This window comes from Haloferax elongans ATCC BAA-1513 (genome assembly GCF_000336755.1).
GTDB lineage: Archaea > Halobacteriota > Halobacteria > Halobacteriales > Haloferacaceae > Haloferax > Haloferax elongans.
The window spans coordinates 12,546-37,230 of sequence record NZ_AOLK01000006.1; the positions used below are offsets into that span (position 1 = coordinate 12,546).

The window sequence follows — 24,685 nt, forward strand, 5'->3', positions numbered from 1 at the left end:
GCTCGTTCGATTAAATCCTGAAAACCATCGACAACATACTCAGTATCTTGGAGGGGGTTGAATGCACTCAAGACGTGGCGGAATATGACACATGGATAGGAGTTCCTTACTCACCGATTCCCATTATAGACCGCCCCTATACTGTTTGACAAAACACCTACAGAACGAAGCACTGCTCTAACACGAGCCGCAAACATCTAGGCTAAATTATAAGTGTGAGGCACAGGTTCGCATTAGCATGACTCCGTGGCGAGTGTACCAGCAAATCGCTGTTGAGCTTGACGTGCCTCCCGAAACGATGCAGCTTGTCAACGTGCTCGCTGACGGTGGGTACCTCGTCGAAAACCAGCCGCCATACCTGAATTACGACTTACCAGACTTCGGCACACAAGTCACGTGGCTCGACAAGCACCCGACGCGTGGGATCGCATACTGTAAGGAACGCTATGGTAAAGCAGCCGCAGTCGCGGCCACGATTCATGCTGTCGGGACAGAAGTTGCGTCCTACACGGACGGTGATTTAGCAGCTGGCTTCGCACTTCTCGGCCGGCACATCGATGACTACCTAGAAAACGTCTCACGGCGCGACATCGCGGACGAGGTCCAGCGAGTACGTTCGTACTTCGACGCGAACACACTCCTACTCAAGCAAATCGAAGACGCGCACGGTAGCGACGAGACCCCGTACAAGTACTGCGATTACTGCGGAACAAAGCTCGAAACCGCGTTTAGTTACCGTTGCGATACGTGCGACACGCGATTCCCCGGATGGTCCACACTCACCTTTGCTGAAGGCGAAGAACAGAGTAGCTCAACGTGGCGCGAACAACTTGACGTCACCGTTCTCAGCCAGAACACTGACAAACGGTTCCTCGTTCTCCGCTCCGATACCTCGCTTCCCGGGTGGATCGAGGAAGGCGGGCAAATAGGGCAAATCGTCGACGGGAGCCTCCGCGAAATGGGCCGCGTCGTGAACATCGACGACCGCGACATCCAAGTTGATTACTGGGGCGGCATCGCAACAAGTCTCGAAGCAGGGCAGAACATCACGGTCTGCAGTTCCGAATCGATGATCGCAATAACCCAGCAAATCGGGTTGATGCGAGAACTCCGACGAGGATGTGTAGGCTGGCTGAACGAGACTGACTCGGACCCAACAGTCACCAAACTCGCTGTCAACGGCCCTAACCTGCTCAACACGCTTGACCAATCAACACTCACTCCAGCAACCCCTGCCGAGTTAACTGACACTCGGAGTCTCGATGGGTTCGAACTGGACGACTCACAGCAAACTGTGCTGGCGGAAATCCTCGGGCTTGACGACGGCGACCTCTCACTGGTTGTGGGGCCGCCCGGGTCAGGGAAAACCGAGGTCATCGCTAAAGCCGCGCACGAACTCGCCAACCGTGGAGAATCGGTGCTCGTCACCTCGCACACCAACATCGCGGTTGACAACGTCATCGAGAAGCTCAGTCACCGAGATACTCACCAACTCGTCCGTGCTGGCAGACCAGAGAAAATGTCGAAAGGCACGTCCGAAGTGATGCTCTCGAAAGTAATCGCCGAGAGCGACAGTGAGTCCGTGACAGAGTTACTGACGAAAGTCGAGGACCTCAAATCGGAAATCAGCAACATGGGTGACCAACTGCGGCACGATCAAAACCAGTACGACGTACTACGACGAGCAGCTGAAACTGGTCCAGTCAGCAGCGGCCAGATGAACCAGGTGGAGAACGAAATCGATGCGAAGCAAGCCAGGCTCTCCGAAACCAGGCGGCAAATCCAGGAACTCCAGTCCGAAGCGGAGAAAGCCTCGATCGAACACGCCGACATTACCGGCGCAACGATCATTCGCTCTCAACTCGGCGGGCTCGCGCAAGTCCAATTCGACACGGTCATCATTGACGAGGCCAGCCAAATCCCTGTTCCACTCGGTCTGCTCGGCATGATTAACGCGAAGAAATGGGTGGTCGTCGGCGACCATAACCAACTCCAACCGGTCCTGAAAACCGCCTCGACGAAGAACGGGAGCCCGCCCGCCGACGCCTCTATCTTCTCGTTCCTCCGCAACCGGTACGACATCGACCAGTGGCTCGAATACCACTACCGAAGCCACGCCGACATCATCGGGTTCCCCCAAGAACACGTCTACGACGGGCACATCACCATCGATGACTCCTGCCCGCGCGGATTCGAATGGGACCCAACAGACGACCCTGAATCGAAGCCAGCAGCCGTCTGTAACGGCCCACCCGTGACGTTCGTTGACGCCTCCAGCGAGCAATCGTGGCGGAAACGCTTCAGCGGCTCCGTCAACACCACAGAAGTCGAAGTAGTCGCAGCCCTCGTTTCCCACCTCGTTGACGAACACGGCATCCCTGAATCTGATCTCGGCGTCATCACTCCGTACAGGGGCCAACGCACCCTGATCAGTGACGAACTCACCGAGTACGGTAACGTGGAAGTCTCAACTGTAGACGGCTTCCAAGGCCGGGAACGCGACACAATCATTTTCAGCGCCGTCAACACCGAAAAGTACGGCTTGCGTTTCTCCGGGAACAGGAACCGGTTCAACGTCGCCTGCACCCGTCCGAAAGACCAGTTCATCATGGTCGGCAACCAAACTGCAATCGAAGAGAACGCTTCATGGGAGAACACCCTTCGCTCGTTCATCAGGTACACTAGTACACACGGCGGCGTGTTCAACTGGGACAAAGGCGAGTGGGTAGACGGTATCAACCCAGAAGACGCACCATCTCCCGTCCCACGCGACCAACCAGACATCATAGACCCGCCGGCTGGACAATACGATGGTCCCGAGAGCACGACGACCGCGACTGGTAAGTCAAATACCTCAGGCGGTGACTCACCGCAACCTACGTCCGCAGACGCGCAGCTCCGCTCCCGGGTAAACGACATCATCCGTCTCGCCCCGACTTCAAACGGTGAGTTAGCCGACGCGTGGGGGTTGCAAAACGGGAAAGAAGCTTGGCAACACCTCAACACAGACCTCACCGAGTATTTCGAACGCGACGCCAACAACAAAATCCAGCCAACCCCAAAAGCCCGCGAACTCGTTCACTAACCCAAACGCCCCATAATTAGCTATATTGAAACCTCCAGAGTCGAAACTGCTGTAATCTAAAGCCCGTTTGTTGGCACGCTCGGTTTCACAGATTTTTATCACCCACCAATCTGTCAATAAATATATGTTGATTAACATTCTTTCATTTCCCATATTGCTGCCAGAACATATCTCACGGCGGATGTTCATGAGGAGTATTGGTGGGGCGATGGCTATGCCACTTCTCGGGTCCTCAACGGCAGCGTCAATAGAGGGTCCTAACGATCCCCTCCAGTTCGATGTTAGTGAGTTACCGGCATCAATCGGGTATTTGGGAAACCCGCGGAGACGTCAGGAAGATGCCTGGGAAACTGCTCACTAATGCGCTCGAACCGATCGCCGATGGTGAGTCCCCAGACGAGTTGAAAACGTCTGGGTACGTCGTGTCCTCGCTGCAGACTGCACTTCACGATGCACTTGGTGCAGCGACGCTCGAGGACGCGATTGTAACTGCTGTCAACCGCGGTGGNGTCGTGTCCTCGCTGCAGACTGCACTTCACGATGCACTTGGTGCAGCGACGCTCGAGGACGCGATTGTAACTGCTGTCAACCGCGGTGGTGATGCAGACACGATCGGTGCCATCGCTGGGGCAGTCGCTGGTGCTCGATTTGGTCAGTCACAGCTACCTCACCGTTGGACGACAGTCGTTGATGAGACAACAGAGGCCAGATCTCTCGCAGATCAGTTGGCCAGCCGAGTGTGAGAGCAGTTACTCTCAGCTTAGGGGGTGCAGAATGATGCCCTCAGAACAAGAGTCGCTCTATGCAACCGCTTGCAAGAGTTCGGGATTCGCCATGAGGATAATTCCGAGTAAGTAGACGGGAAGAGATTTCACATCGAAGAAATTCCACTCTGCTGCCTTATTGACTCCAAGCATACCGAGGACGAGGACTGCGCCGAGTAGCTGGCCCGGCGGGATGTACGGGAGTGACCGCGCCCACCATTCACTCACCATCGGCGTAATGAGAGACGCACCGAAGAGCGTTCCCAAGAATATCAGCAATGCACCGTACTTCCCTCGGAATTGTCCATTGAACAGCAAAAACCCATCCCGCGCTTCGTAGACACCTATCCCGACCACAGCCATCGTGAGGCCAGTCATAATGCTGCCTAAATGGTTCGACACGTACTGGAGGGTTTCTGCTATCACGTTCACAACTGATGGGTTATTGGCAGATAAATGTTCGATAACCGAGGTGAAAGTGAAATCCGGGCTTGTTCAGCGGCTCGACAATAACCACAATAAAAGAGCCATACTCATCGCACCCGGACAACACGTTCTTTTCTTACGAGCGTCATCGCCCGTTTTCAGAACATGATCCTCTCTTATCCCCATCAAATCTTGATGATGAGAGTGGGCCACCCTGTCGAAGGCCGAGTGACGACGGTTTACTATCGTGAAGGCATTCTCGACGAAGATATTCGAGAAAGCAACTCAGAGCAGTATCTCAGTCAACGACTAAAACGACTCCATGAGCACAACTACTTGAAAAACTTGTACGACACTGGACTGTACGAGCTACGACGTGACCTGCGAGGGATATCACAACAGATGTGATGAGTAGGATGTGGACCCCGTGAGGTGATTTATCAGTAGCCGTTGTGAAACGAGATCCAATGAGTGCCGGAAACGATCAACTTCGCAGAGAAGTTAACGGAAAATTCCGACCACCACTCGACGTCCTGCTCGATCCATCTCTATTCGTCGCGAGCAGCTCACTCGACCGTCTGACCGATTCCAAAGTCTTCGAATCGCAGACGCAAGCGACACTCGGAGAGATGCCAACAAAGCCTCGAATCAGAACTCTGTGTGTACCCGCGACGTTTCGAGAACTGCTCGAAAATGGAGACCAGCACGACGTACAGAATACGAGTGTGTGGAACTTCTATCGTGGGCAGGCCGAAACGTCCTCCAGAGACCAGGTCGTTGCTTCACTCAACCGAAACGGAGTGAGTGAGTTTTCGAGTGATTCGCAGCCTTCAGGACTGCAGTGGGAGAACGCGTTGGACAAATCTGCTCGAGACAGCCGACTGCTGGAAACGCTCGGCGAAGAACACGAATTCCTTCGTTCAGGTGGAGTCGTCTTATCGAGGACACCAACCTTCGTCAAAGCACTCCGGGATGCTGGGTCACCGACCATCGACGTCGGGAAAGCACAGTTGACTACTGAGGTGAGAGACAGGCTGACCGATATTGGATACAAGGATCCAGCCAGTGTCTGTGTCTTCGGCGTTTCGTCAGCTGGTTCGACTGTCGATGCGCTGGTTGGCGATATTCTCTCAGCGAAGTCTGATTTGCTTCTCTACCGGCTTGATGCGTAATTAGTGCTCAACACCCACGATACTCCAAATCAGACCACCACTTCCTAGGGTACATTTTGAGAGCCATTTGGCAATGGCTGCTGTCCGTATTGTTCATGCTCGAAAAATCGTTTTTGCTCTCGGTAGTTAGTGGCATTCGTCGCAGTTGACCTCACCAATTATCGACACGAGTGGGTTCTGTGAGGTGATTTCTCGGCCACATACGGTACATTGTACTGTATCCGTTACTCCAACACCAATCCCGTAACCTACTGTGAGTGGCTGGATGACGCCCTCTTCTGCAAGTTCTATCTCAACCTCGCCACGTTCGTATTCGACCTGCGTTGCGGTGAGTGGAGATACTTTGACGTCGAGTGCGTGCCGTTGGCGTATCTCCTTTTGTCGCTCTGGGAAGCCCTGATCACGACGGCGACGGAGATCACTTAGCTCAGTCGTCAACTCTTCGAGTTTCCCTTTTATCTGCTTTCGCTGCTTGAGTGCCTCGACACGCTCTACCTGCTCACTTGCGTCGATGGTTGCTCTCGACTCGTCGAGTTTCGACGACAAACTCTCATGTCGCTCTTCGAGTTCCCGAATCCGCTGTTGTTGCATCTGGCGGAACTCCTCCACTTCGGCGTCCGCCGCTCGCGAGGCTTCCTCATGGACCTCGTCAATGAGGTCTTGTACACGGTCTACTACCTGCCTTTGTCCCTCGTCGACGAGGCCCCGCACGTTTTCTCTCCCCAACGAAGGCTGGCCACCACTTGGGGAGTCATCGGTAAAGGAAGTGATTCGGAGAAAATTCCTCTCCAGTCCCTCCAACGACTCACCAGATCTGGCGTCAAGTGCGACCACCCGAAGGAACTCTCGCTGATACTCACTCACAGTCTCGATGCTCACTCGAAAGAGCACGACCAGTGCGGACCGATCGTAGTACGGAGCGAATTCGGCATTTCGGACCTCAACATCGCCTCCTCGAAGCCACTCCGGAAGTTCGATTTCCGTCGACTCGGAGGTCAGGTTGATTCTGCCCGCTGGCGTGCGTCGAACCGCTTCGTCCAACAGTTCGTGTAGAAGTCGGCTCTCGGGATGGAGGAGTTCCGTGTTCTCTTCGGGGCTGTCGCTTTCCGTTCCGCAGACCACTGTGAACTCGTCAGGTAACGATTGAGTGTCCGCACCTTCGGGAACGCTCACGTCCCAGGTATCGCCTCGCTGTTCGATGGTGCAACCGAGAGAGCGCAGATACCGTTCCGCGAACGACTCGACAGCGGACTGCGTCACGGGGACCGACGCGTCAGTCATCGCTCGCCCCCAAGTCGAAGCCCTCGAAGACGCCACTGTTGAACTCCTCAAGCTTGTCGGCGAGGTCGCGTTGCTCCCGTAAATCGACGGCCATGGCGTCGAAGTCGTTCTCAAGATCGACCTCGGAACCGGCGTTCATCAGGCGTTCGAAGATCTCGTCTTCGAAGCTCGTCCCAGACTCCTCCAACCGGCTCAGGATCGAACTCAGTTCGCCGACGCTCTGTTGGAATAGGTCGATTTTGTGGTAGAGACGTTCGAGTACGTACTCCTCGACGGTGTCCTTCAGCGCCATGTTGAAGACAAACACGTCCCGTTTCTGCCCGATTCGGTGGACGCGTCCAATGCGCTGTTCAACGCGCATTGGATTCCACGGCAAGTCTAAGTTGACCAAGATATTGCAGAACTGTAAGTTGCGGCCTTCGCTCATGGCGTCGGTCGAAACGAGGATTCCACCCTCCTCTTCGAAGTCTTCGACGATCTGCTCCTTCTCATCGCTAGAGTGGCCGCCGTGGAACGCGTGTACCGTGTACCCCTCGGAAGCGAGCCGGTCGAGGACCTGACGCTGAGTCGCCCGGAACTGAGTGAAGACGATGACTCTCCCCATCTCAACGTTGTTTCGGGCCTCTTCGACGATTTCCAGCAGTCGCTCTTGCTTGGTCACCGTGTCGACCTCTTCAATCAGATCAAGAATCGACTCCAGTTCGCTCGTGTGCCCGAGTTCGGATTGTTCGTAGAGTCGCTTCTCGATAGTCTGTTTGAGGGCGACCGGACTGCTGACGACCTCCTTCTGGAGGAGCATCAACACTAGCTTCTGACCTTGGTCTTGGCTATAGGCACCTTTGACGTAATCAGTGACTGCCTGGTAGAGTTCGCGTTCCTTCGGGGTTGGCTCGAACGTCCGTGTGTCGATGGTTCGGTCCGTGAAGTCGATGTCCGTGTCTTCCCGTCGGTTCCGGATCATCACCTTGCTCAACCGTTCCTGTAGCTCATTTCTGTTGACGAGGGTCTCCTGATTGCTATTCACGAAGTAGTGGTGGAAGACGTCGCGCGTGCCGAACAACCCGGGACGGAGCAGCGAGACGACGTTGTACAGGTCCGTCAGTTCGTTCTGAATCGGGGTCGCTGTCAGGAAAAACGCGTAGTTGTACGAGAGCCGGTCGATGAGATCGTAACGGTCGGTCTCCTCGTTCTTGACGTAGTGTGCCTCGTCAAGGACGAGCACGTCCCAGTCCCGGTCGAGGACCGTCTGACGGTGTCTCTCGCTCTTCGCCGTGTCTATGCTTGCGATGACGTAGTCGTGGGCGTCGAAGCCAGCGAACTCGTCGTCGTAGTTGCAGACAAAGTCGAGGCCAAATTTCTCGCGGAGTTCGGCTTGCCACTGTTTCGCCAGTTGAGCTGGCGTGAGAACGAGAACGGAGTCGTCCGTCTCTCTGAAGTGCATCTCCTTCAGGATCATCCCCACCTCGATGGTCTTCCCGAGTCCGACCTCGTCGGCGAGCAGGGCTTTCCCATCCATCTCGAACAATGCGCGGTATGCCGCGTCTACTTGGTGTTCGAGCATTTTGACGGAGTTCTCGTCCAATTGCTTCAGCGACCAAAGTTCGGAGTCTGGCCGACCGGCTCGGAGACGAGCGGCTTGAACACTTAGGAGGTGGGCGTCGCCATCACTTCCCTCATCCCAAGATGCTAAAAGATCGTCTGTGGACTCGTGCGAGACCTCGATATCTACGAGGTCGTAACTTCCCATGACCCGATAGAGTCAGCAATCCGTAAAATACGTTTTGCGGTTATCTGGGTAATATCGGGTCGAAGTTCGAACTCCCCCTCAGTAGATGGTTGGAGAGTCGCTATTGAGAACATCGGTCATTCAGCTATTCTCGGCTGAGAGGTACCAATGTTCCATAGTATTTATTGGGCCTTCCAGATGTCTGATAAAGTATCAAAATGTCTCAGGCTGGTTCCCTGTCGAACACTCTCGAAGATACGGTGACGTTAAGCCGTGAGCTTCGGGAGGAAGGGCAGATCGACGGGCAGGTGAAACTCTACAACGTCGAGGACGACGAAGAGTTCGAATCGGACGCGGAACTCTTCTTCGAACGGACGCTGATGACCGAAGGGCTTCGAGAGGCCCTCACTATTCTTCGGGACTCGCTGACGGGAGAAGACCCGCGGGGGACGCACATCCTCTACGGGCCGTACGGGAGTGGGAAATCTCACCAGATGGTGGCACTCTATCACTGCTTCGCCGACTCGGAGGCGGCGGGTCGATGGGCTGACGAGTCCATCGACGGGTTCGGCGACGCGCTTCCGGACGACGCCACGCCTGTCACCGTCTCGATGCAGAACGAGCAGTACGAGTACCTCTGGGAACCGCTCTTCGAAGCACTCGATTACGACCTCGGAACGTTCGAGTCGGGTGGCTATCCCGATATGCAGAAGATTCAGGAGGCCGTCGGCGACGAGACAGTCGCGTTCTTCGTCGACGAGTTGGAGGACTGGTTCGACACCCTCCGCGGCGACCGCAAGAGCGCGAATAAGGGGTTCCTCCAAGCACTCCTCGAATCCACGGCACTCTCTGATCTCGACCTCTATACTGTTGTCTCCGTTCTCCGTGAGGGGTCCGAAGTCCACGACATTCTGAACCGAGAACAGGCGGTCGAAGTCAACATGAACAATCAGGTGGACAAGCGCGAGGTTCTCCGCCACCGTCTGATTGATTCGGTAGATGAGAATGCTGCCGGGGAGATCGTTAACGGATACTTCGATGCATACGACCAAGCAGAGGGCCACGTCGACCTCCCTGATGATTTGCTATCGGAGATGCACGATCTCTATCCGTTCCATCCCGTGCTCCTCGACGCCCTTGAGACGCGCTACTATGCTGACGAGGGTAACCAGAACACACGCGGGATGATCTACCTCTTCTCGAAGGTTCTCCTGGAGATGCGGGACCAGACGGACCTAATCACGCACGGGGACATCGACGCTATCGAGTTCGAAGATGAGCTGGCAAAGATCAATTACGAGCGCCTGAACGCGGCGACTGGCGACATCAAGAACCGCGTCGACGCGGACGAGGTCCCCCACGGGCGTCGTATCCTGAACGCGATCCTGCTCTACTCGTTGAAGCCAAGTGAGGGCGAGGGAGCCAACGTCTCAGAGATCGTCATGGGGGCGTACCAGACTGGCGACCTCGTCTCCGACGTCGTCCTCAACCTCGAACGTCTACACGGCGTCGCGTGGCACCTCCACAAGCTCAACGGGAAGTACGCCATCCGCGACCGGCAGAACCCGAACGCGCTTATCCGAAACGCCGCGACCGACGTCTCGGAGACGTCGGCGAAAGCCGAGATTGCGGACTTTGTCGCGGACATCTTCGGGTCCAACGCCCACCCAGTGGGTTTCCGCACGAACGACATGCGGGACATCCCCGACAACCGCGATATCAAGGTAGTCGTGAAGGACAGCCAGTGGACGCAAGAAGAGGTCAAGAAGGTCATCACGAACGACGGACGCGGGCGCGAGTGGCGGAACACGCTCGTGTTTGTCCAGCCCTCGGGTGACAAAGCAATCGAGTCGGGGACTCGCTACATCGACAAGGCGCGGTACATCGAGGGTGCGCGGCAGGTCCTCGCAGACGAGTCCCTCGACGACGAAATTCGAACGTCGATCCAGGGGATGAAGGACCAAGAGGAGAACGAACTGCGCGAAGAACTGCAGTTGCTTTACGGCGAAGTTCTCGACGGCGACGACCTCCTCAACGAATTCGACCTCGCTGCACCAATGGAACTGGATGTCTACGTCATGGACGAGGCCGAACTCGACGGATCGAACATCGCCGATTCCGCGGCGGCCGATCCGTTCGACCTCCAGTCTCACGTCTGGGCAATCGTCCAGGACCTGCTCGACCGTCGTGGAGAGATATCCGTCGACGACGTCTACGAGCAGTTCCTCCGCGACCCGCAGCTCCCGATTCCGGGGAGCGCCAACGACGTGCTGAATGCGACCGTGGAGGCACTGAACGGCAAACCAGTGCTCGCGCGAGACACCGGCGGCTTCCGCGACGACCTCTCCGGGAGTTCCCTGGATACGGTGCTCGTCTACAAAGACGACGTCGAGCTATGGGGAGTCGACGACGTAGAACAGGAGCTCCGACGACGCTTTGGTAGCGGAACAACCGTAATCGACGTCGGAGACTTTGAACTCGAACTTATCGAGGACGGCGAGGTCTGGATCGACGGCGACAGCCACGACGTGGTGATGCGCGCCATTGGGCGGCTGAACCGCGAGGACCAGTACGTTGTCGTGCGTGGTAACCAGATCCTCGACAAACCGCAGTCCGACGCGACCCTCCGCGACGTCGGCAGCGCGACGACCGTCGGCGCGTCGTACCTCGCGAACCGAATCGGAGAGCAGATCGAAGAGACCGGGTACGCGAACCTCGACACTATCCTCGGGGAGATTCGCGCCGACGAGACCGTGTTCCTGCCGCCTGACGAGACCGAGGCGGCGGCCCGCGAGGCCGTGAACGACTACCTCGTCGACGACTACGTGCTGGAGGCCGGCGGTCGGTACCTGGAATCACTCGGCGACCGCGACCCAACAACGGTCAAGATCGTGCCGACGGTCTCTGACCGGATCGGGGAACAGATCCTCGACTACCTCGGCGACCTAGAACCCGGTGACCAGTTCACCGTGAGCAAGGTGAACGATCGGTTCGACAGCAGCGTCACCGAGGACATGGTGAAGACGTTCCTGCTGCAGAACCTCGGGCGTGAGGAAGAGCCGGCGTATGTCGTCGGGCCGACCGGCTCGGACAAGTCGTCCGACTGGGTGCCCGGCTACCCGTTCCGGATTCCAGAAACGGAGACGCCGACGTGGCGCTTCGAGTACAACGGCGACGACGTCGCCGCGATGCGGCGCAAGTGGCGACGAGACCACCAGACGGGCTCAGTCGAGTACGGCGACGTTACGTTCATGCTGCCCGATAAAGACGGTGTTCCCGGCGCTCTTCAGGGGACCGTCGACGTCGAGCGGACGCAGGTCAGCTTGACGTTACGTTCTGAACAGGACTACACAAAGGTGCAGGACCTCTTTGAGCACATGCCCGACGAGGCGTCGAGCCTGAAGATCGAGATTAGCTTCCAGAAGTAGGTCATACACGTACCTAGCGTATGTGATATGGTCCTCTCGAACTAGTTCGTAGGAGAGGAAGCTTACTCTCATTCGCTGCTCCTGATTTGACTCCAAATGTAGCCTAGAATCGACTTTTTGTCAAACTTCATAGTGAGGTGACTGTGCCGATGTTAGTCACCATGCGGCGCCACTAACCACCGTCTAAAGATCGGTTCGAGTAGGATCTGTGCGCTATATTGAAGAGGACACAGTCAGGATATTTGACCAAATGGCTGTTTTCAAGGAATATTCACCGGGATACAAGAAAGATGGTTACTACGTACACATCTCTATTCCTGGCGCTGACCATCCGATACCCCTCCAGACACCTGACGAGATTGCTGATTTTTATCTTTCCACCGGATACGCAGCAGGCGATCAGGTTCCGGATCAACTCGTCTGGGCCCTATACGAACTTGACCTACACTGGACAGGTAAGGGTGGAATTTCCCGATCTAGCGCTTCTAAACCTGACGGAGAGTCGGCACCCGAACTCGCGCCGGAAGATGTGGAACGCATCCAACAATATGTCGATTCGTACACCGGTGAGTACGCTGAAGACCTTGAGCGGTTAGTTGGCCGCTTGGAAGTCAGTACAGAATCAATAACGAATCCCGACTTTGACCTACAAGAAGTGTTTGACCGAACCCCACCCGTTAACTTCAGTACGGTCTCCGAGGAGTTCACGAGAGACTCGAAGCAACGAATCCAGAAGTGGCTTCCTTCTATGGTGATGGATGAGGAGGACCGGAAAGCGGTTGACGAGCGTCTGGCTGGGGAAGGTTTCGGGAAATCACCACACGACCATCTGATTGATCTTCTCCAGACCCCGGACTACGAGTCAATCCTTGACTCTCACGCTGCCCATCCGTGGACAGTGTCCTCGATAACGGTACGCGAGGATACCGTCGTGGGTTCGACAGAAGACCCGGACCAACCGATACTCACGGCGATGTACGATGAAGAGCAACTATCGGTAGGAAACGTTCTCTCCTTCACCGTTCAAGATCTCCGTCTCTACCAGACTCCGGTAGATTTTGAACTCGCAGTTGTCACTTCCACCACAGAGAAGATTGCTGTCGCAATCTCTGAGGGAGAGATTGTGGACTTCACGGTCACACCGGGGTCGAGTGATTCAGGAAGGTTCGACGACGACGAGATATCTGACTTCGCAACTGAGTACACTGATGCGTCGGAGAAGACCGTGACACACTCCCTCGCGATCTCGTTTGTTCACCTACTTCCAGAGATGTTGGAGTACTGTAATGCAATACCAGACTACGAGATGGCCTCCACAGACCCGGGAACGGATTTTTATGAGATAGTGTTCTGAACGATTTGTCCATCCCTTGACTTCCACACTCGAAGACCGCCTGTATTGCTCCACAGACCAATTGGTATGCCGTGTTTGAGGGAACTCCATCACGGAAACCGGATGCCTGTATAAAGAACGCACACTTATGGGGTTCCTGCATAATCGCATCTATATACTGAATAATGTCTGAGAAATCTGGATCTTCACAGGGCCGGCAGGAGCGGACGGAACTCCCCATTGAGCGAGGATTCCCCATTGAGCGAGTGAACGAAATCGCCGAGAAGGAGGGCCGGGCGAAGATGTACTACCGCCCTATCTACACGATGCACAAGTGGTGGGCTCGGCGCCTGGGTTGCGTCTTCCGTGCTGTCTCTCTCTATACTCTTCTTGACGACCCGGAGAAGGTCTCAGTGTTCGAACCGGGCCACGAGGGGAACACGCTCGCGGCCTATGGCGACGGCCCCGACGGCGAGTCTGACATTGACGTGGCTTCGCTGCTCGAACGCGTGGACATGACTGACCCAGAGAGCCTCTGGGAACTCTACCCGAAGGACGTCCGCGTTGAGGACAAGAAGATTCTCGACCCGTTCATGGGCGGCGGCACGTCGCTCGTCGAGGCATCGCGCTTCGGCGCTGAGGTCGTCGGTAACGACCTGAACCCCGTCGCGTGGTTCGTCACGAAGAAGGAGCTCGAAGCCGGCCAGACCGACGTCGAGGATCTTGAAGCGGCCTTCGAGCAGGTGAAGGAGGATGTCGCCGACGAGATCACGCAGTACTACAAGACGCCCTGTCCGAACGGCGACCACGACGCCGACGTGATGTACAACTTCTGGGTGAAAGAGTTGGACTGCGTCTCCTGTGGGCACACAGTTCCGCTGTTCAAGGACTACCGTGTCGCTGCTGGCAGGTACGAGAACGACGACAAATACAACGTCCTCTGTCCAGGTTGTGGATCGGTGACTCTCGTGGACGATTGGCAGTCAGAGTCAGTATGTAATGACTGTGGGCACGGTTTCGTTCCAAAGGAAGGGAACGTATCACGAGGTGGGAAGTACAACTGCCCAGACTGTGGACAAAAATACGCGATTACCGACGCAATCCAAGAACAAGGCGCTCCTGATCTGCGCCTTTATGCTTTAGAGTATTACTGCGAACATTGTGACAATACGGGTGAAAATAAGAGCGCCTACAAAGGGTACAAGCAGGCAGAAAGATACGATATCGACCTCTTCGAACAAGCAAAGACAGAGTGGGAAGAGCGTGAAGGTCTCTACGAATACGTTCCCCATGAAAAGATTCCAGAGGGAGCTATAACCGCGGCTTCGTCAGTCAGCGGTAACGACGTATTCCAACACGGATACGAGAGTTGGCAAGACATGTTCACAGAGCGCCAGCTGTTATCACTTGCTAAGCTCCTACGTTCAATAGAATCTGTGGATGACCAAAACCTCTCAGAATACCTTCTCTTGGCAGCTTCTGAGTCTCTACGATATACGAATAAGATGGTGTCGTATAACACGACATACAATAAAATCGGAGACTTCTTCCGCAACAACTCCTTTACACCACCAACATACCCTGTTGAAAATAATGTTTGGGGTGCTAAGTGGGGGAGTGGAACGTTCAGTGCCATGTTTGATATGGTGAAAACTGGCGTCGAATATGCAAATTCACCTACTGAGCGTCACATAAAAGATGGAGAGACCGTAAAGACGCCAGAATTCTCACAATCGATTGGTGAGAATGCTGAAATCCACCAAGGAGATATGCGTCAGCTTGACTACGAGGACGAATTTGACGCTGTTATCACCGATCCCCCGTACTACGACAATATCATCTATTCAGAGGTCGCTGACTACTTCTATGTCTGGCAGAAGGTTCTCCTCGAAGACGAATACCCCGGTTTCGACCAAGATAAAACACCCCGTGTAGAGTCTATCGTCACAAACCCATACTTAGACAAAACCGCCGAAGACTTTGAATCCGAACTTGGTCAAGCATTCTCTGTCATCAAGCGTGCACTCAAAGATGACGGGTCACTCACGTTCACCTACCACCACAGTGACTCCGAGTCGTGGGGTGAACTCCTTGAATCCCTCTGTAACGTCGGGTTTGAGGTGACTGCGACCTATCCGATCACTGCTGATATTAACAAATTCATCGGTGGCGAAGCGGTCTCTTTCGATATCATCGTCGTCGCCCGGCCCCTTGACGAAACCGAGCCCGCGTCGTGGAAATCGCTCCGCCGCGATATCTACCGCACGGCCCGACGCACCCGTAAACAACTCGAAGAGAACCGCGAGCTCTCTCGCGGTGACATCGGCGTGATGGAGATGGGCGCGTGCTTCCGCGAGTACTCGAAGCACCACGGGAAAGTCCAGCGCGGCGGCGAGATCATGTCCGCGAAGGAGGTCGTCCAGGAAATCTACGGCATCATCCAGGAAGCCAGTGACATTGGCGTCGAGGACGTGTTCATCGACCTTCTCGACACGCCGAGCCCTTCGTTCGACGACGTCAACAAGCTCTGCCGTGGGACGAACGCCAAGCCCGAGGAGCTCAAGGAGATGTGCCTGTACAACCAGGACGACGGCTTCCAGCTCGGCACCTGGGACGAGGAGAAGCGCCAGGCGTACATCCAGGAGCGCGTCAACGGCGACGGTGGCGACCACCTCTCGAACCTGGACAAGCTCCAGTTCCTGCGCTACCGCTACGAGAAGGGCCAGGCCGTCCAGAACTACGTCCAGAAGTGGGGCGTTGATGACGACCTCCGAGAGCTCGCTGGCCGACTCGCAGACGTAACCGGCGACGACGCCTACGCGCGGGTGCTCGGGGATCGGGACATCACGAGCTACTGAGACCACTCTCGACTACAGGTTTTTTCGTTAGACTCGATCATGCCCTGGCTCACAGGCTTCGTCTGAGGAATTTCGGCCTGTGCGTTTCACCCACGTCGACTGCGGTCTCCTCTAAATCCTCGACAACACCGTCTATGTGCTTATGGCCGACAATTAAACAACCTCTCTCAGGCTTACCCTCCCCTTTCAGGAGTTCCTCGATGTTGTCCGCGATCACACCGTTTCGCTCTTCGAGTGTCAGGTACGCGAGTGGGATTATCGGGAGGAATCCCATCACCACCGCGAGAGAGACGAAGAAAAATGAAGAGAGGGGAATCCCGTACACGAGGAGGATATTTGGCCAGAGTGCGATACCGAAGGACAATACCGAGAGTGTCAGAGCTACCCATGCCCAACTGAAAGCGGATAGTAGGGGGTTCACGTCACTCGCACTCCTAACGATCGTCTCATCAACGGGCTTCATCTGTAGTTTGCGTTCACGAGCAATCTTTTTCGTCACAGCGGTGTCGACCGAGTCGAGTTGTCGAGTGAGCAGAAATCCACCAGCTTGCCAGAATGAATTCAGGAACTTGCCTGCTATCCACACCGTTGGATTGCGGAGTCGTAGAGAGTTCCAATCGGACTTGTCTGGTTCCTCTCGTGGTGCTTCGGTGAAGAAAACGTCCGCCTCCGAGGAGAACGCTCTGAGCTCTTCCTCGACCTTTTGCGGGCGGTCGAGATGATACGTACCAAAAATATCGACCTTCACCATTACCACCCTGTATTCGTCCACGTGAAATAATATCTAAGGTGATGAGTCCGTCATTGAATCCTTCCTACCTTCGTAGCACACCCACTAGGGGATCGACGCGCCACCTCAGGAGATGACGCGTCGCATCCACGACGGACTGGCTCGACGCTCTCTCGACGACACTCTCCGAGGTTGAAAACCTTCAGAGGGTCTTTTGCGAGGAACGACGCCTCCGAGGGTGCCTCTTGTCGGGCGAACGCACCCATTTTTCACCCCTCGGAGATGATAGGTAGATAATGGCAGGACCCGGACAAATTCCCGGACGCTACAATCTCGTCATCAAGGGGGCGTACGAGACTTTCGAGCATCAGATTCCAATAGCAGATTTCGTACAGCGACTCGAAGAAGACAACGTGCCCGACAAAGTGAGCGTCGTCGGGCTCGCGGACGCCTTGGCTGACGAGGACAGGGCCAACGGCCTCGCTCGTGAGATGGACCGACGCGCGAACGACCTTGAATACCAGAGTCCCACTGTGCAGTTCGTCGTCGACGGCACGTTCCACCGGAGTGGGAGGACGTACGACCTCCGCTTCGACGGTGAGCTGTACTCCCTCCAGCGAGTGTTCGGACCACAACTCGAACGAAAGGGAGACGGTGACTGGTTGGTCGCCCCGTTTTGAGGCGTCCTCTCGTGAGTCGAATGACTGACACCACCGGTACTGCTTTGGCCCCTCCGAAATGAATCAGAATTAATGGGTGTCTTCGACGTCGAACCGCGGGAGTTCCCCGACCGGGTGAGCTTCAACCATTACCTGGCGGAGAACTACGACACTCTCGTCGACGGCGATCTGTACGTCATCGCCGGACTCACACAGTACTCGCGGGACGAGTTCCTCGAACTCCTCCGACGAGAAGGATACGAGATCGTCGAGGATTACGGGGGGATTCAGAAGATCAGCTGCGACTTCGGCGGGGACCGCCCGGCAGAGTTCTACTTCACCTACGACGTTGAGGAGAGCGTCATCCTGTTTTACACGGACATGCGGAAGACCGAGGAGATCAAGAACACGGTCGAACCCCTCCTCGAAAACCAGCCCGGGGTACACTACCTGTATATAAGCCCGGGCCTCCTGCAGGAGATCCGAGAGAAGATAGTCTCGGACGACCCGGCGACCGAGATAACGGAGTTCGTCGCCAAACGCACCGAGCGGACGGACACCAGTTCCCGGTTCCGGCCCGACGAGTGGCGAACGATCAACTACTACGGCCGAGACGGGCTGGAGAGCCTCCGCGAGATGGAGGAGTCCTACGGTGTGCTGCCTCGGATAATGGAGTTCAACGTCCCGGGGGATTTGCGGTTCAGAATCAACCACGAGGGCGTGTTCAAACTCAAGAGCGGGAGCCTCCTACGCCTCTTCAAACACATCGAGATGTGTATCGAGGAGGCCCTCAAGGTCAAGCTCGCGTACGAGCGAACGGACTTCCGGATGGTGAGGGCGTCTAAGTCTCTCGAAGTCCCGACGGCGGAACCAGCCACGGTCGCCCTGCAGAACAGCATCCAGTACCACGAATTGGACGCGTTGAAACAGAGCCTGAGCGAGGAGAACTACGTCCTGTTCAACACGTACGCGGAGGAGGGATCGCTGTACTTCACGACGGAGGTGATCGACCGGGTCAAGAACAGCGCGTTCAGGATTAAGGCGAACGAGAATCAGATTCGGATCTTCCCGCAAGACGAGAGCGACCTCGGTACGTTCTATCGCTTCTACGAGTTCATTCAGGACAGCGTTGACGAGCGGGCCGAGTTGGCACGGGTGTAACGAGGATGGAGCTCGACGAACTGAGTAGTGAGGAAGTTCGTGATTACTACGACGAACTCGTTGAGCGCAACTCGTTCCTAAGCGAGCTGAAGGGGGAACACGAGGACGAGCTACGGGAGGACGAAGATGCGGTGGAAGTGGCTCGAAAGGAGGTGAATTCGGAGATTGAACGGGCGAAGAAGCACGACTCGATGCTTACGTCCACGATCTCCGCCTTCCTACCGGGGGGACAGATCGAACGGGAGACTGGATGGGTGTTCAGAGGTGCCGAGCCGCTCTCCGAGTACAACGAGTCGAACGCCGACGCGATATTCTGTAATCCGGAGCGAAACATCGCGCTCATAGTCGAATGTAAGACCAGCGTGTCCTCCCCCGGGAGCGCTCTCACCCAAATCTACGATGCCGCCGAGGCCGTCCGTCAGCACAGAGAGGAGCTCTCGGACCACATCGACATGGAGATCGACCAGTTGGAAACGGCGATCTGCGTTCCCAGCTACCACGACGAAGTCGTCGCCCGCCGAATCGAGGAAGAGGAGGAGAACGGAGACGCGGAAGAGCGGGTGTACCTCTGGCGCTTACACTACCTCCAAGAGACCGAGCGCCTGGACCTGTTCACCAGTTTCGCCAACCGAACGCGCTCAGAGGCGACTCACGACAGCGAGCTCTCGCAGGTTCTCAACTCGGGCGTCGAGATAACGAAACAACGGCAGGTCACGCCGTCGTTCTACCCCTCTTCGCACACGTTCCAGATTATGGAAGCCGCCTTTGGCCAGATCCTGAAGAGGCGTATCACGAACGACGGACCCCTACGCGAATTTTCCGAGGAGGAGCTCCGAGAGATACTCACGTCACAGAGACACCTCCCACACTATTCGGCGGAGACGGTCGGCAATCGAATCCTGGGCGGCCTCACCGACCGCCTGATGTCGGATAACCTGGTCACCGAGATTGATTCCGAGGACGCGGAGCTCACGGATGGTTCCGAGTACTACAGATATCGGGTCCGAGGGAGGTCTATCGAAACCGTGCTTAACAACCTGAAAGAGAAGTATCGACAGAGGGCCCTCGATAAGAAGCTGGAACTGCGAGCGATAGAGGCCGCGCTTCGGGAGTTCGATGAACAGCAGCGTTCGTTCGACGAGTTCTTCTGACCGCCGCGGTTAGAGCAGCTTCAGCGGACCTTCCTTCTCCACCTTCCCATTCCCGTTCTGAAGGAAGTAGAGATCAATCCATTCCTGCCCGTGGTCTCGGCAGAACACGGGGACGCACGTCGTCGTGTGTTCGTACCGGCGGTCACACCGCGTCTCGATTTGCTCTCGGGTCCAATCGCCATCCTGCTCCAGATCGAAGCGATTGCGAACTTCCCAGGAGTGCTCGTCGGCGGCAGCCTTGACGACTCGCAGCGAGAAGTCACGCACGTCTTTGAACGTGAACGGACCGCTCATCGACTTCGCTTGCGACAGGTCTGATTCTGCGACGCCGTCGAGACAGAGCTTGTTCTCCGAGACGGCGCGGAACGCTTCGATTTCGGGCACTCGCTCGACGAGCACGTCGTGGAGGTACTCATGGACGACGTCGTCGTAGCCGTCCAGTGAGAACTCGCCTTCCGGGGAGACGATCTGCAGCTCCGCGCCCGTCTGGGTTATTCGTCGACGCTTCGGTTCCAACAGGGGACAGAGGAACGCAAGTCGGTCCGCGTGCAGGAGGTACGCGTAGCTGAACAGCCGCGAACGGGACGACGACTCTTTGACCGGATCGTGCCCCTCGGCGTAGTACTTCGAATCGAGGACGGCTAGCGTCTCCTCACCCTCTTGGACCGCGTGGTCCGGCTGATGGTAGACCTCGTACTCGTCCTCAAAGGGGTTGACCGACGGCGACCTGACAGGCGTGACGTCGGCCAACTCGTTCAGGTGGTCGTACGATTTGACACGGTTGAGCTCACGTTCGACGACGACCTGCGAGTACTGTTCGAACAGCGACTCCATATTCAACACATAGTCGACGACGAGTTCTCTCGGCCCTTCCCGAAGCTGCTGGCCGAGCGATGACGACATGACGGCTTTCGAGACGTCGAACGCCTTGCGGTAGTATCGCCGCTGCTTCGGGAGGTCGTGGAGTGTGAGTCGCCGGTACTCGTCCATTCGACCGAGACCGCTGCTCACGCCCATTCCCTCGAGCCGCTGCACCTCGCGGTGGACCTCCGAGAAGATTCGATCGTACGCTGGGTGCTCGTTCTCGTGCGAGTTCTGTTGGAAAAGCCGAAGGAGAGTCTTCCCCGCGTAATGAAGCAGGGAGTTCACCGCGTTGTCGTACTCCGTCTCGTTGCGGATCCAATTCGGCTCGATGGTTCCCCGGACGTGGTTCAGTAGGGTCTGCTCGACGTCGATATCGCCCCGTCCGTCTAGGCTGTCGATCCGCCTGATGACTAAGTCCCGAATGAAACCGTGGCGTTGGATAGTCTCCAGTCCATCCAGGTAGTTGATCGCCAGCACCACGAAGACGTCGTTGAGATGAACGTCGTCGGAGAGGAAGTCCCGCAATGGGATTCCGTGGTATTCGATGGAGCGGTTCTGGTCGTAGACGGCTAACAGCATATCGAAGATGTGCTCCCAGTCGATTTTTGGATCGACCTGCACCTTCGATGACGGCGTCAGACTGACGACGCCGATAATGTCTGTCGCTTCGACGTGGAGTACCTCGTTCTCGTCCCCGTCGACGGTGACCGTCACCACTTCATACTCCCTATCGGAGTCAAGAGCTTCCTGGTGTTTGGTGAATACTCCTGGACTCTCCTGTGTGAACGATGCGCGACGAAGTTGGTCGCCGATGGTGGGAGGACATCCCTCTATACGGATCTCGCCCCGTTCCGGGACGTTGAACGTGTCCTGCCCATACTGGTACACTTCGTCAACGCTGCTCATTATTCGTACGAGCCCATCTGTCGTCGTTCTTGTTCGAGCTCACGCTCAGCCAACTCAGCTGCAGGCGAAAGGTCGAACTCCTCGAACTCCCCGTTCAACGCCCTGTAGTGTTCGGCGATGCGTTCGACCTGCGGGAACGCCGCAGAGTTGAGAAGTCGCGGGACGATGTAGGTTCGGAAAGCCTGTCCAACGGCGTCCGTCTGGTCGTATTCGTATTCGCCACCATCACGACACCCGACTCCGAGGAAGACGGCAACGTCGCGGTAATGCATCGGGCCAAACCGCATGATTGCCCCTTGTGAGGTGGCTTCGTGACCGTGATTAATACCCTCGTAGTCGCGTTCGAAGAGCCGTAGAATTTCGTTCTCATCTAAATCCGTCTGGTCCGTCACATGGCTCGTAATCCAGTCTTTGAACAGTTGACGGCGTTTGTCTTCTTCGTACTCGTCAAGTTCGATCATCGCAAAGCGACGGGTGATTGCATTGTCAAGCTCGTTCACCGTCCGGTCAGACATGTTCATCGTGCAGATGATGTTTACCCGTTCGTCGAGTTCGATGGTTTCCCCCTCGTCGGTCTCGAAGATGGTCTGGTGGGGATTCTCTATTGCGGTGTAAAGGGGACCGAAAATCTTCGATATGTCTGCACGGGTAATCTCGTCGAGAATGACACCATACTCGACATCAAAACGCCGAGCGCGCTGGACTGCCTCTGAGACGCAGCCGAGCTTTGTCCGATAGCTCAGTGATTGCCCTGTGTAGTCCGGGCTAATCCCACCGATGATGTCTGATGGGGTCCACGAAGGTGTCGCCGTATTGAGTGCGTATCCGATTCCGGTTTCACGGGCCAGTTGCTTTGCAAACGTCGTTTTGCCTGTCCCAGTTGGTCCGTACAAGACGACCGGTTTACCGGCTTCGAGGGCAACTTTCGCGTTCCGTCGGACGTCACGTGGAACGAGGATTTCCTCAGGTGTTTCGTCACCGCGGAGGCTTACGACGCGTTTGAGTCGGTCAGATGCGAGCGTAGACTCGAGGACAGCACGTCGTACCCGTCCTAACCCCCGCTTGCCATCGTGGATTACGTCCAGCTTTTCTTCTTCAATTAGATACTCGAGGACTTCTTCATCAGCAGCAGTCCGAATTACTTCAACGACATCGTCTGTTACGCGACGAAGTATTCCGATCTCATCTCTTGCGTCGTCAAGCGTGTAGCTATCATCAGACGAGTTATTCATTGTCTGATACAGGACGACCAGCGGTTATAAATCCCACCTCGTTGGAACAAAAGTCAAGCCAGTTTTCACTACTTAGTTTATCTCGGGAGTACCGGCTTGGTAACCATGACTCGTCCCGGTGAGTTATAGAATCTATCCACGGAACAAACTCTGAGGTAAGAACAGCACACGTCTTCGTAACTAACAAAACCCACCTTCACCACTCGGGCTTTTCAGGAGAAATGCAACTTTTCGTTGCATCGAGCACTCAGAGAGGGAGGGGTGCGTCCAGTGTAACGAGCCACGTAGAAGCAACCCAGAAACATCGCCTCTGAGAGGGGGGTGCGTCCAGTGTACTCAACTGAACATCTCCGGCGCCCACACTCTAAAAGTGACTCCTTCTATTCGACTTCTCACGCAGTATTGTTCTGGTTTAACCGGCCGTCACTTAGTACTTTCCACGGGAATAGGCAGCGACTGTACCCTCTTCGACCTTCGAGAGAGTACATTGGACGCACCCCCCTCTCCCTCTATGCGAGAGCGAACTGTTTGTCAGTGGATGCACCCCTCTCTCTTTGGCGTCACTGGACATGGGAGTTTTATGTAGTATCCAACGAGAAATCACCCATGCGAGAGTTCGGCGAGGAGCAGACAATCTTCGACGATATGGACGTGTTGAACCCAAACAAGGGGTACCGTCCTCGTGAGCTTCCAGAGCGCGAGATGGAACTCGACGAACTCCATAGTGCTCTCCGTCCCGCCACGTTAGGGTCAACGCCACTCAACGTATTCGTCTATGGTCCAACTGGGCAGGGAAAGACGGCCGCAATCAATCTCAAAACTCACCAACTACAGAGCTTCGCCGATGACCAGGGAATCGACGTCACTGTGGTGAACGTCAAATGCAAAGGGCTGGACAAGTCATACCATCTACTCACCCATCTGGTGAAAGAACTTCGAGGCCCCGGTGCTGAACTTCCGAAAGGACACCAGAAAAAGGCGCTCTTCCAGATGGTCACTACGGAGCTCCGCAGAATTGGTGGCACAATCATCGTGATTCTCGACGAGATCGACGCCATCGGTGACGATGACTACGTGCTCTACGAACTTCCCCGACTCGAGCTTGATGACGTCCGACTCTCTATCATCGGGATCACGAACGACCTGCAGTTCCGCGAGAATCTGAATGCAGACGTCCGCTCTTCACTCGGAGAAGACGAAATCGAGTTCTCACCCTACAACGCTAACCAACTCCGCGCGATTCTCGCTCGCCGTGCAGCGAAGGGGCTCAAAAATACAGAGTTCGTCGAAAGGGCTGCTGAAAATTCCCGCCCTACTGTCTCGACCAACGGGATCGACGGCAAAGTCCTAGTCAGTGATGTACTCGAACCGGACGTCATCCCACTGGCAGCGGCTTTCGCGGCAGCTGATTCTGGGGACGCACGCCAGGCAATCAAGCTGCTCTTCCGCGCCTGCCGACTCGCCGACGACGCCGGAGAGCAATCCGTGACGGAACAGCACGTTCGCGATGCACGCGATTACATCGAACGGAGGGCCGTCGAACGGGGAATCCATTCCCTCCCAACACACGCGAAAATCGCACTCATGGCCGTAACGTACTACACAGTTCGCGACGACGTAACGTGGATAGAGACGAACAAGCTCTACGACTACCACAAACAGATCTGTGCTCAGTATGGCGTCGAGAGTCTTTCTGACCGGCGCTACCGAGAGAAGCTGAATAATCTCTCGCACTCGAACATCCTCAAGAAGAAGACCACTGGCCGGGGACAGGGCAAGGGCGTTACGAACCGCTATTCACTCGCTGTCGGCATCGAAACCGCCATTGAGAATCTCCCCAGCTCCGAGGACAGACTTGGTGGGGGTGCTGACGTCATCCGCGATATGGCGTAGTTGACTTTTAGCCAGT

Annotated in this window: 14 protein-coding genes and 1 pseudogene; 9 read left to right on the forward strand and 6 right to left on the reverse strand. The window is 55.9% G+C overall.

Features of this window, described 5'->3' with window-relative positions; all coding sequences use genetic code 11:
* Window positions 1-238: 238 nt before the first annotated feature.
* Both C453_RS01370 and C453_RS20515 read left to right on the forward strand, forming a co-directional pair.
* Complete coding sequence (locus C453_RS01370; RefSeq protein ID WP_152417989.1) at window positions 239-3,085, forward strand: DUF5797 family protein; 2,847 nt, start codon at window positions 239-241, stop codon at window positions 3,083-3,085.
* Window positions 3,086-3,438: 353 nt separating this feature from the next.
* Window positions 3,439-3,828 (forward strand): annotated as a pseudogene (locus tag C453_RS20515) (ADP-ribosylglycohydrolase family protein); the annotation flags it as partial.
* A 57-nt stretch (window positions 3,829-3,885) separates the two neighbouring features.
* Here C453_RS20515 and C453_RS01380 read toward each other — a convergent pair.
* The 3 genes from C453_RS01380 to C453_RS01400 form a co-directional block, all read right to left on the reverse strand.
* The gene (locus C453_RS01380; protein WP_152417990.1) at window positions 3,886-4,275 is read right to left on the reverse strand and encodes a hypothetical protein; all 390 of its coding nucleotides are present in this window, start codon (window positions 4,273-4,275) and stop codon (window positions 3,886-3,888) included.
* 1,298 nt (window positions 4,276-5,573) lie between these two features.
* A complete protein-coding gene (locus tag C453_RS01395) occupies window positions 5,574-6,728 on the reverse strand; it encodes a hypothetical protein (RefSeq protein ID WP_008322209.1) in 1,155 nt (384 codons plus the stop codon).
* The gene (locus C453_RS01400; RefSeq protein WP_049907415.1) at window positions 6,721-8,475 is read right to left on the reverse strand and encodes a DEAD/DEAH box helicase; all 1,755 of its coding nucleotides are present in this window, start codon (window positions 8,473-8,475) and stop codon (window positions 6,721-6,723) included. The genes C453_RS01395 and C453_RS01400 overlap by 8 nt, the downstream gene beginning before the upstream one ends.
* 197 nt (window positions 8,476-8,672) lie before the next feature.
* Here C453_RS01400 and C453_RS01405 point away from each other — a divergent pair, with 197 nt between their 5' ends.
* The 3 genes from C453_RS01405 to C453_RS01415 all read left to right on the forward strand — a co-directional run bounded on the left by C453_RS01405 (window position 8,673) and on the right by C453_RS01415 (window position 16,073).
* Window positions 8,673-11,882, forward strand: coding sequence for a DUF499 domain-containing protein (locus tag C453_RS01405; RefSeq protein ID WP_008322212.1), 3,210 nt, complete (start codon window positions 8,673-8,675; stop codon window positions 11,880-11,882).
* Window positions 11,883-12,090: 208 nt separating this feature from the next.
* On the forward strand, window positions 12,091-13,236 hold the full coding sequence (locus C453_RS01410; RefSeq protein ID WP_241430648.1) for a hypothetical protein: 1,146 nt from the start codon (window positions 12,091-12,093) through the stop codon (window positions 13,234-13,236).
* A gap of 164 nt (window positions 13,237-13,400) precedes the next feature.
* The gene (locus C453_RS01415; protein ID WP_049907418.1) at window positions 13,401-16,073 is read left to right on the forward strand and encodes a DUF1156 domain-containing protein; all 2,673 of its coding nucleotides are present in this window, start codon (window positions 13,401-13,403) and stop codon (window positions 16,071-16,073) included.
* 49 nt (window positions 16,074-16,122) lie between these two features.
* Here the strand turns inward: C453_RS01415 and C453_RS01420 are convergent, their stop codons facing one another.
* A complete protein-coding gene (locus C453_RS01420) occupies window positions 16,123-16,824 on the reverse strand; it encodes a hypothetical protein (protein WP_049907420.1) in 702 nt (233 codons plus the stop codon).
* Between the two features lie 275 nt (window positions 16,825-17,099).
* Between C453_RS01420 and C453_RS01425 the strand changes: the two genes are divergently transcribed.
* From C453_RS01425 to C453_RS01435, 3 genes are all read left to right on the forward strand, one after another.
* Window positions 17,100-17,483 carry a hypothetical protein gene (locus C453_RS01425; RefSeq protein ID WP_008322218.1) on the forward strand — a complete coding sequence of 128 codons (384 nt, stop codon included), beginning with the start codon at window positions 17,100-17,102 and terminating at the stop codon, window positions 17,481-17,483.
* A gap of 72 nt (window positions 17,484-17,555) precedes the next feature.
* Window positions 17,556-18,623: a hypothetical protein gene (locus C453_RS01430; protein ID WP_008322220.1), complete on the forward strand. Its 1,068-nt coding sequence runs from the start codon at window positions 17,556-17,558 to the stop codon at window positions 18,621-18,623.
* Between the two features lie 5 nt (window positions 18,624-18,628).
* The gene (locus C453_RS01435; RefSeq protein ID WP_008322221.1) at window positions 18,629-19,774 is read left to right on the forward strand and encodes a hypothetical protein; all 1,146 of its coding nucleotides are present in this window, start codon (window positions 18,629-18,631) and stop codon (window positions 19,772-19,774) included.
* 9 nt (window positions 19,775-19,783) lie between these two features.
* Here the strand turns inward: C453_RS01435 and C453_RS01440 are convergent, their stop codons facing one another.
* Both C453_RS01440 and C453_RS01445 read right to left on the reverse strand, forming a co-directional pair.
* On the reverse strand, window positions 19,784-21,544 hold the full coding sequence (locus tag C453_RS01440; protein WP_008322223.1) for a 5-methylcytosine restriction system specificity protein McrC: 1,761 nt from the start codon (window positions 21,542-21,544) through the stop codon (window positions 19,784-19,786).
* Complete coding sequence (locus tag C453_RS01445; protein WP_008322225.1) at window positions 21,544-22,776, reverse strand: AAA family ATPase; 1,233 nt, start codon at window positions 22,774-22,776, stop codon at window positions 21,544-21,546. Before C453_RS01445 ends, C453_RS01440 begins: the two co-directional genes overlap by 1 nt.
* 606 nt (window positions 22,777-23,382) lie before the next feature.
* Between C453_RS01445 and C453_RS01450 the strand changes: the two genes are divergently transcribed.
* Window positions 23,383-24,669: a Cdc6/Cdc18 family protein gene (locus C453_RS01450; protein WP_008322226.1), complete on the forward strand. Its 1,287-nt coding sequence runs from the start codon at window positions 23,383-23,385 to the stop codon at window positions 24,667-24,669.
* Window positions 24,670-24,685 lie beyond the last annotated feature (16 nt).

Excerpts from the sequence above, each read along its gene's own strand:
- C453_RS01370 (WP_152417989.1), top strand. The coding sequence starts at position 239 with ATGACTCCGTGGCGAGTGTACCAGCAAATCGCTGTTGAGCTTGACGTG.
- C453_RS01395 (WP_008322209.1), bottom strand. The coding sequence starts at position 6,728 with ATGACTGACGCGTCGGTCCCCGTGACGCAGTCCGCTGTCGAGTCGTTC.
- C453_RS01400 (WP_049907415.1), bottom strand. The coding sequence starts at position 8,475 with ATGGGAAGTTACGACCTCGTAGATATCGAGGTCTCGCACGAGTCCACA.
- C453_RS01405 (WP_008322212.1), top strand. The coding sequence starts at position 8,673 with ATGTCTCAGGCTGGTTCCCTGTCGAACACTCTCGAAGATACGGTGACG.
- C453_RS01415 (WP_049907418.1), top strand. The coding sequence starts at position 13,401 with ATGTCTGAGAAATCTGGATCTTCACAGGGCCGGCAGGAGCGGACGGAA.
- C453_RS01420 (WP_049907420.1), bottom strand. The coding sequence starts at position 16,824 with ATGGTGAAGGTCGATATTTTTGGTACGTATCATCTCGACCGCCCGCAA.
- C453_RS01425 (WP_008322218.1), top strand. The coding sequence starts at position 17,100 with ATGGCAGGACCCGGACAAATTCCCGGACGCTACAATCTCGTCATCAAG.
- C453_RS01430 (WP_008322220.1), top strand. The coding sequence starts at position 17,556 with ATGGGTGTCTTCGACGTCGAACCGCGGGAGTTCCCCGACCGGGTGAGC.
- C453_RS01435 (WP_008322221.1), top strand. The coding sequence starts at position 18,629 with ATGGAGCTCGACGAACTGAGTAGTGAGGAAGTTCGTGATTACTACGAC.
- C453_RS01440 (WP_008322223.1), bottom strand. The coding sequence starts at position 21,544 with ATGAGCAGCGTTGACGAAGTGTACCAGTATGGGCAGGACACGTTCAAC.
- C453_RS01445 (WP_008322225.1), bottom strand. The coding sequence starts at position 22,776 with ATGAATAACTCGTCTGATGATAGCTACACGCTTGACGACGCAAGAGAT.
- C453_RS01450 (WP_008322226.1), top strand. The coding sequence starts at position 23,383 with ATGCGAGAGTTCGGCGAGGAGCAGACAATCTTCGACGATATGGACGTG.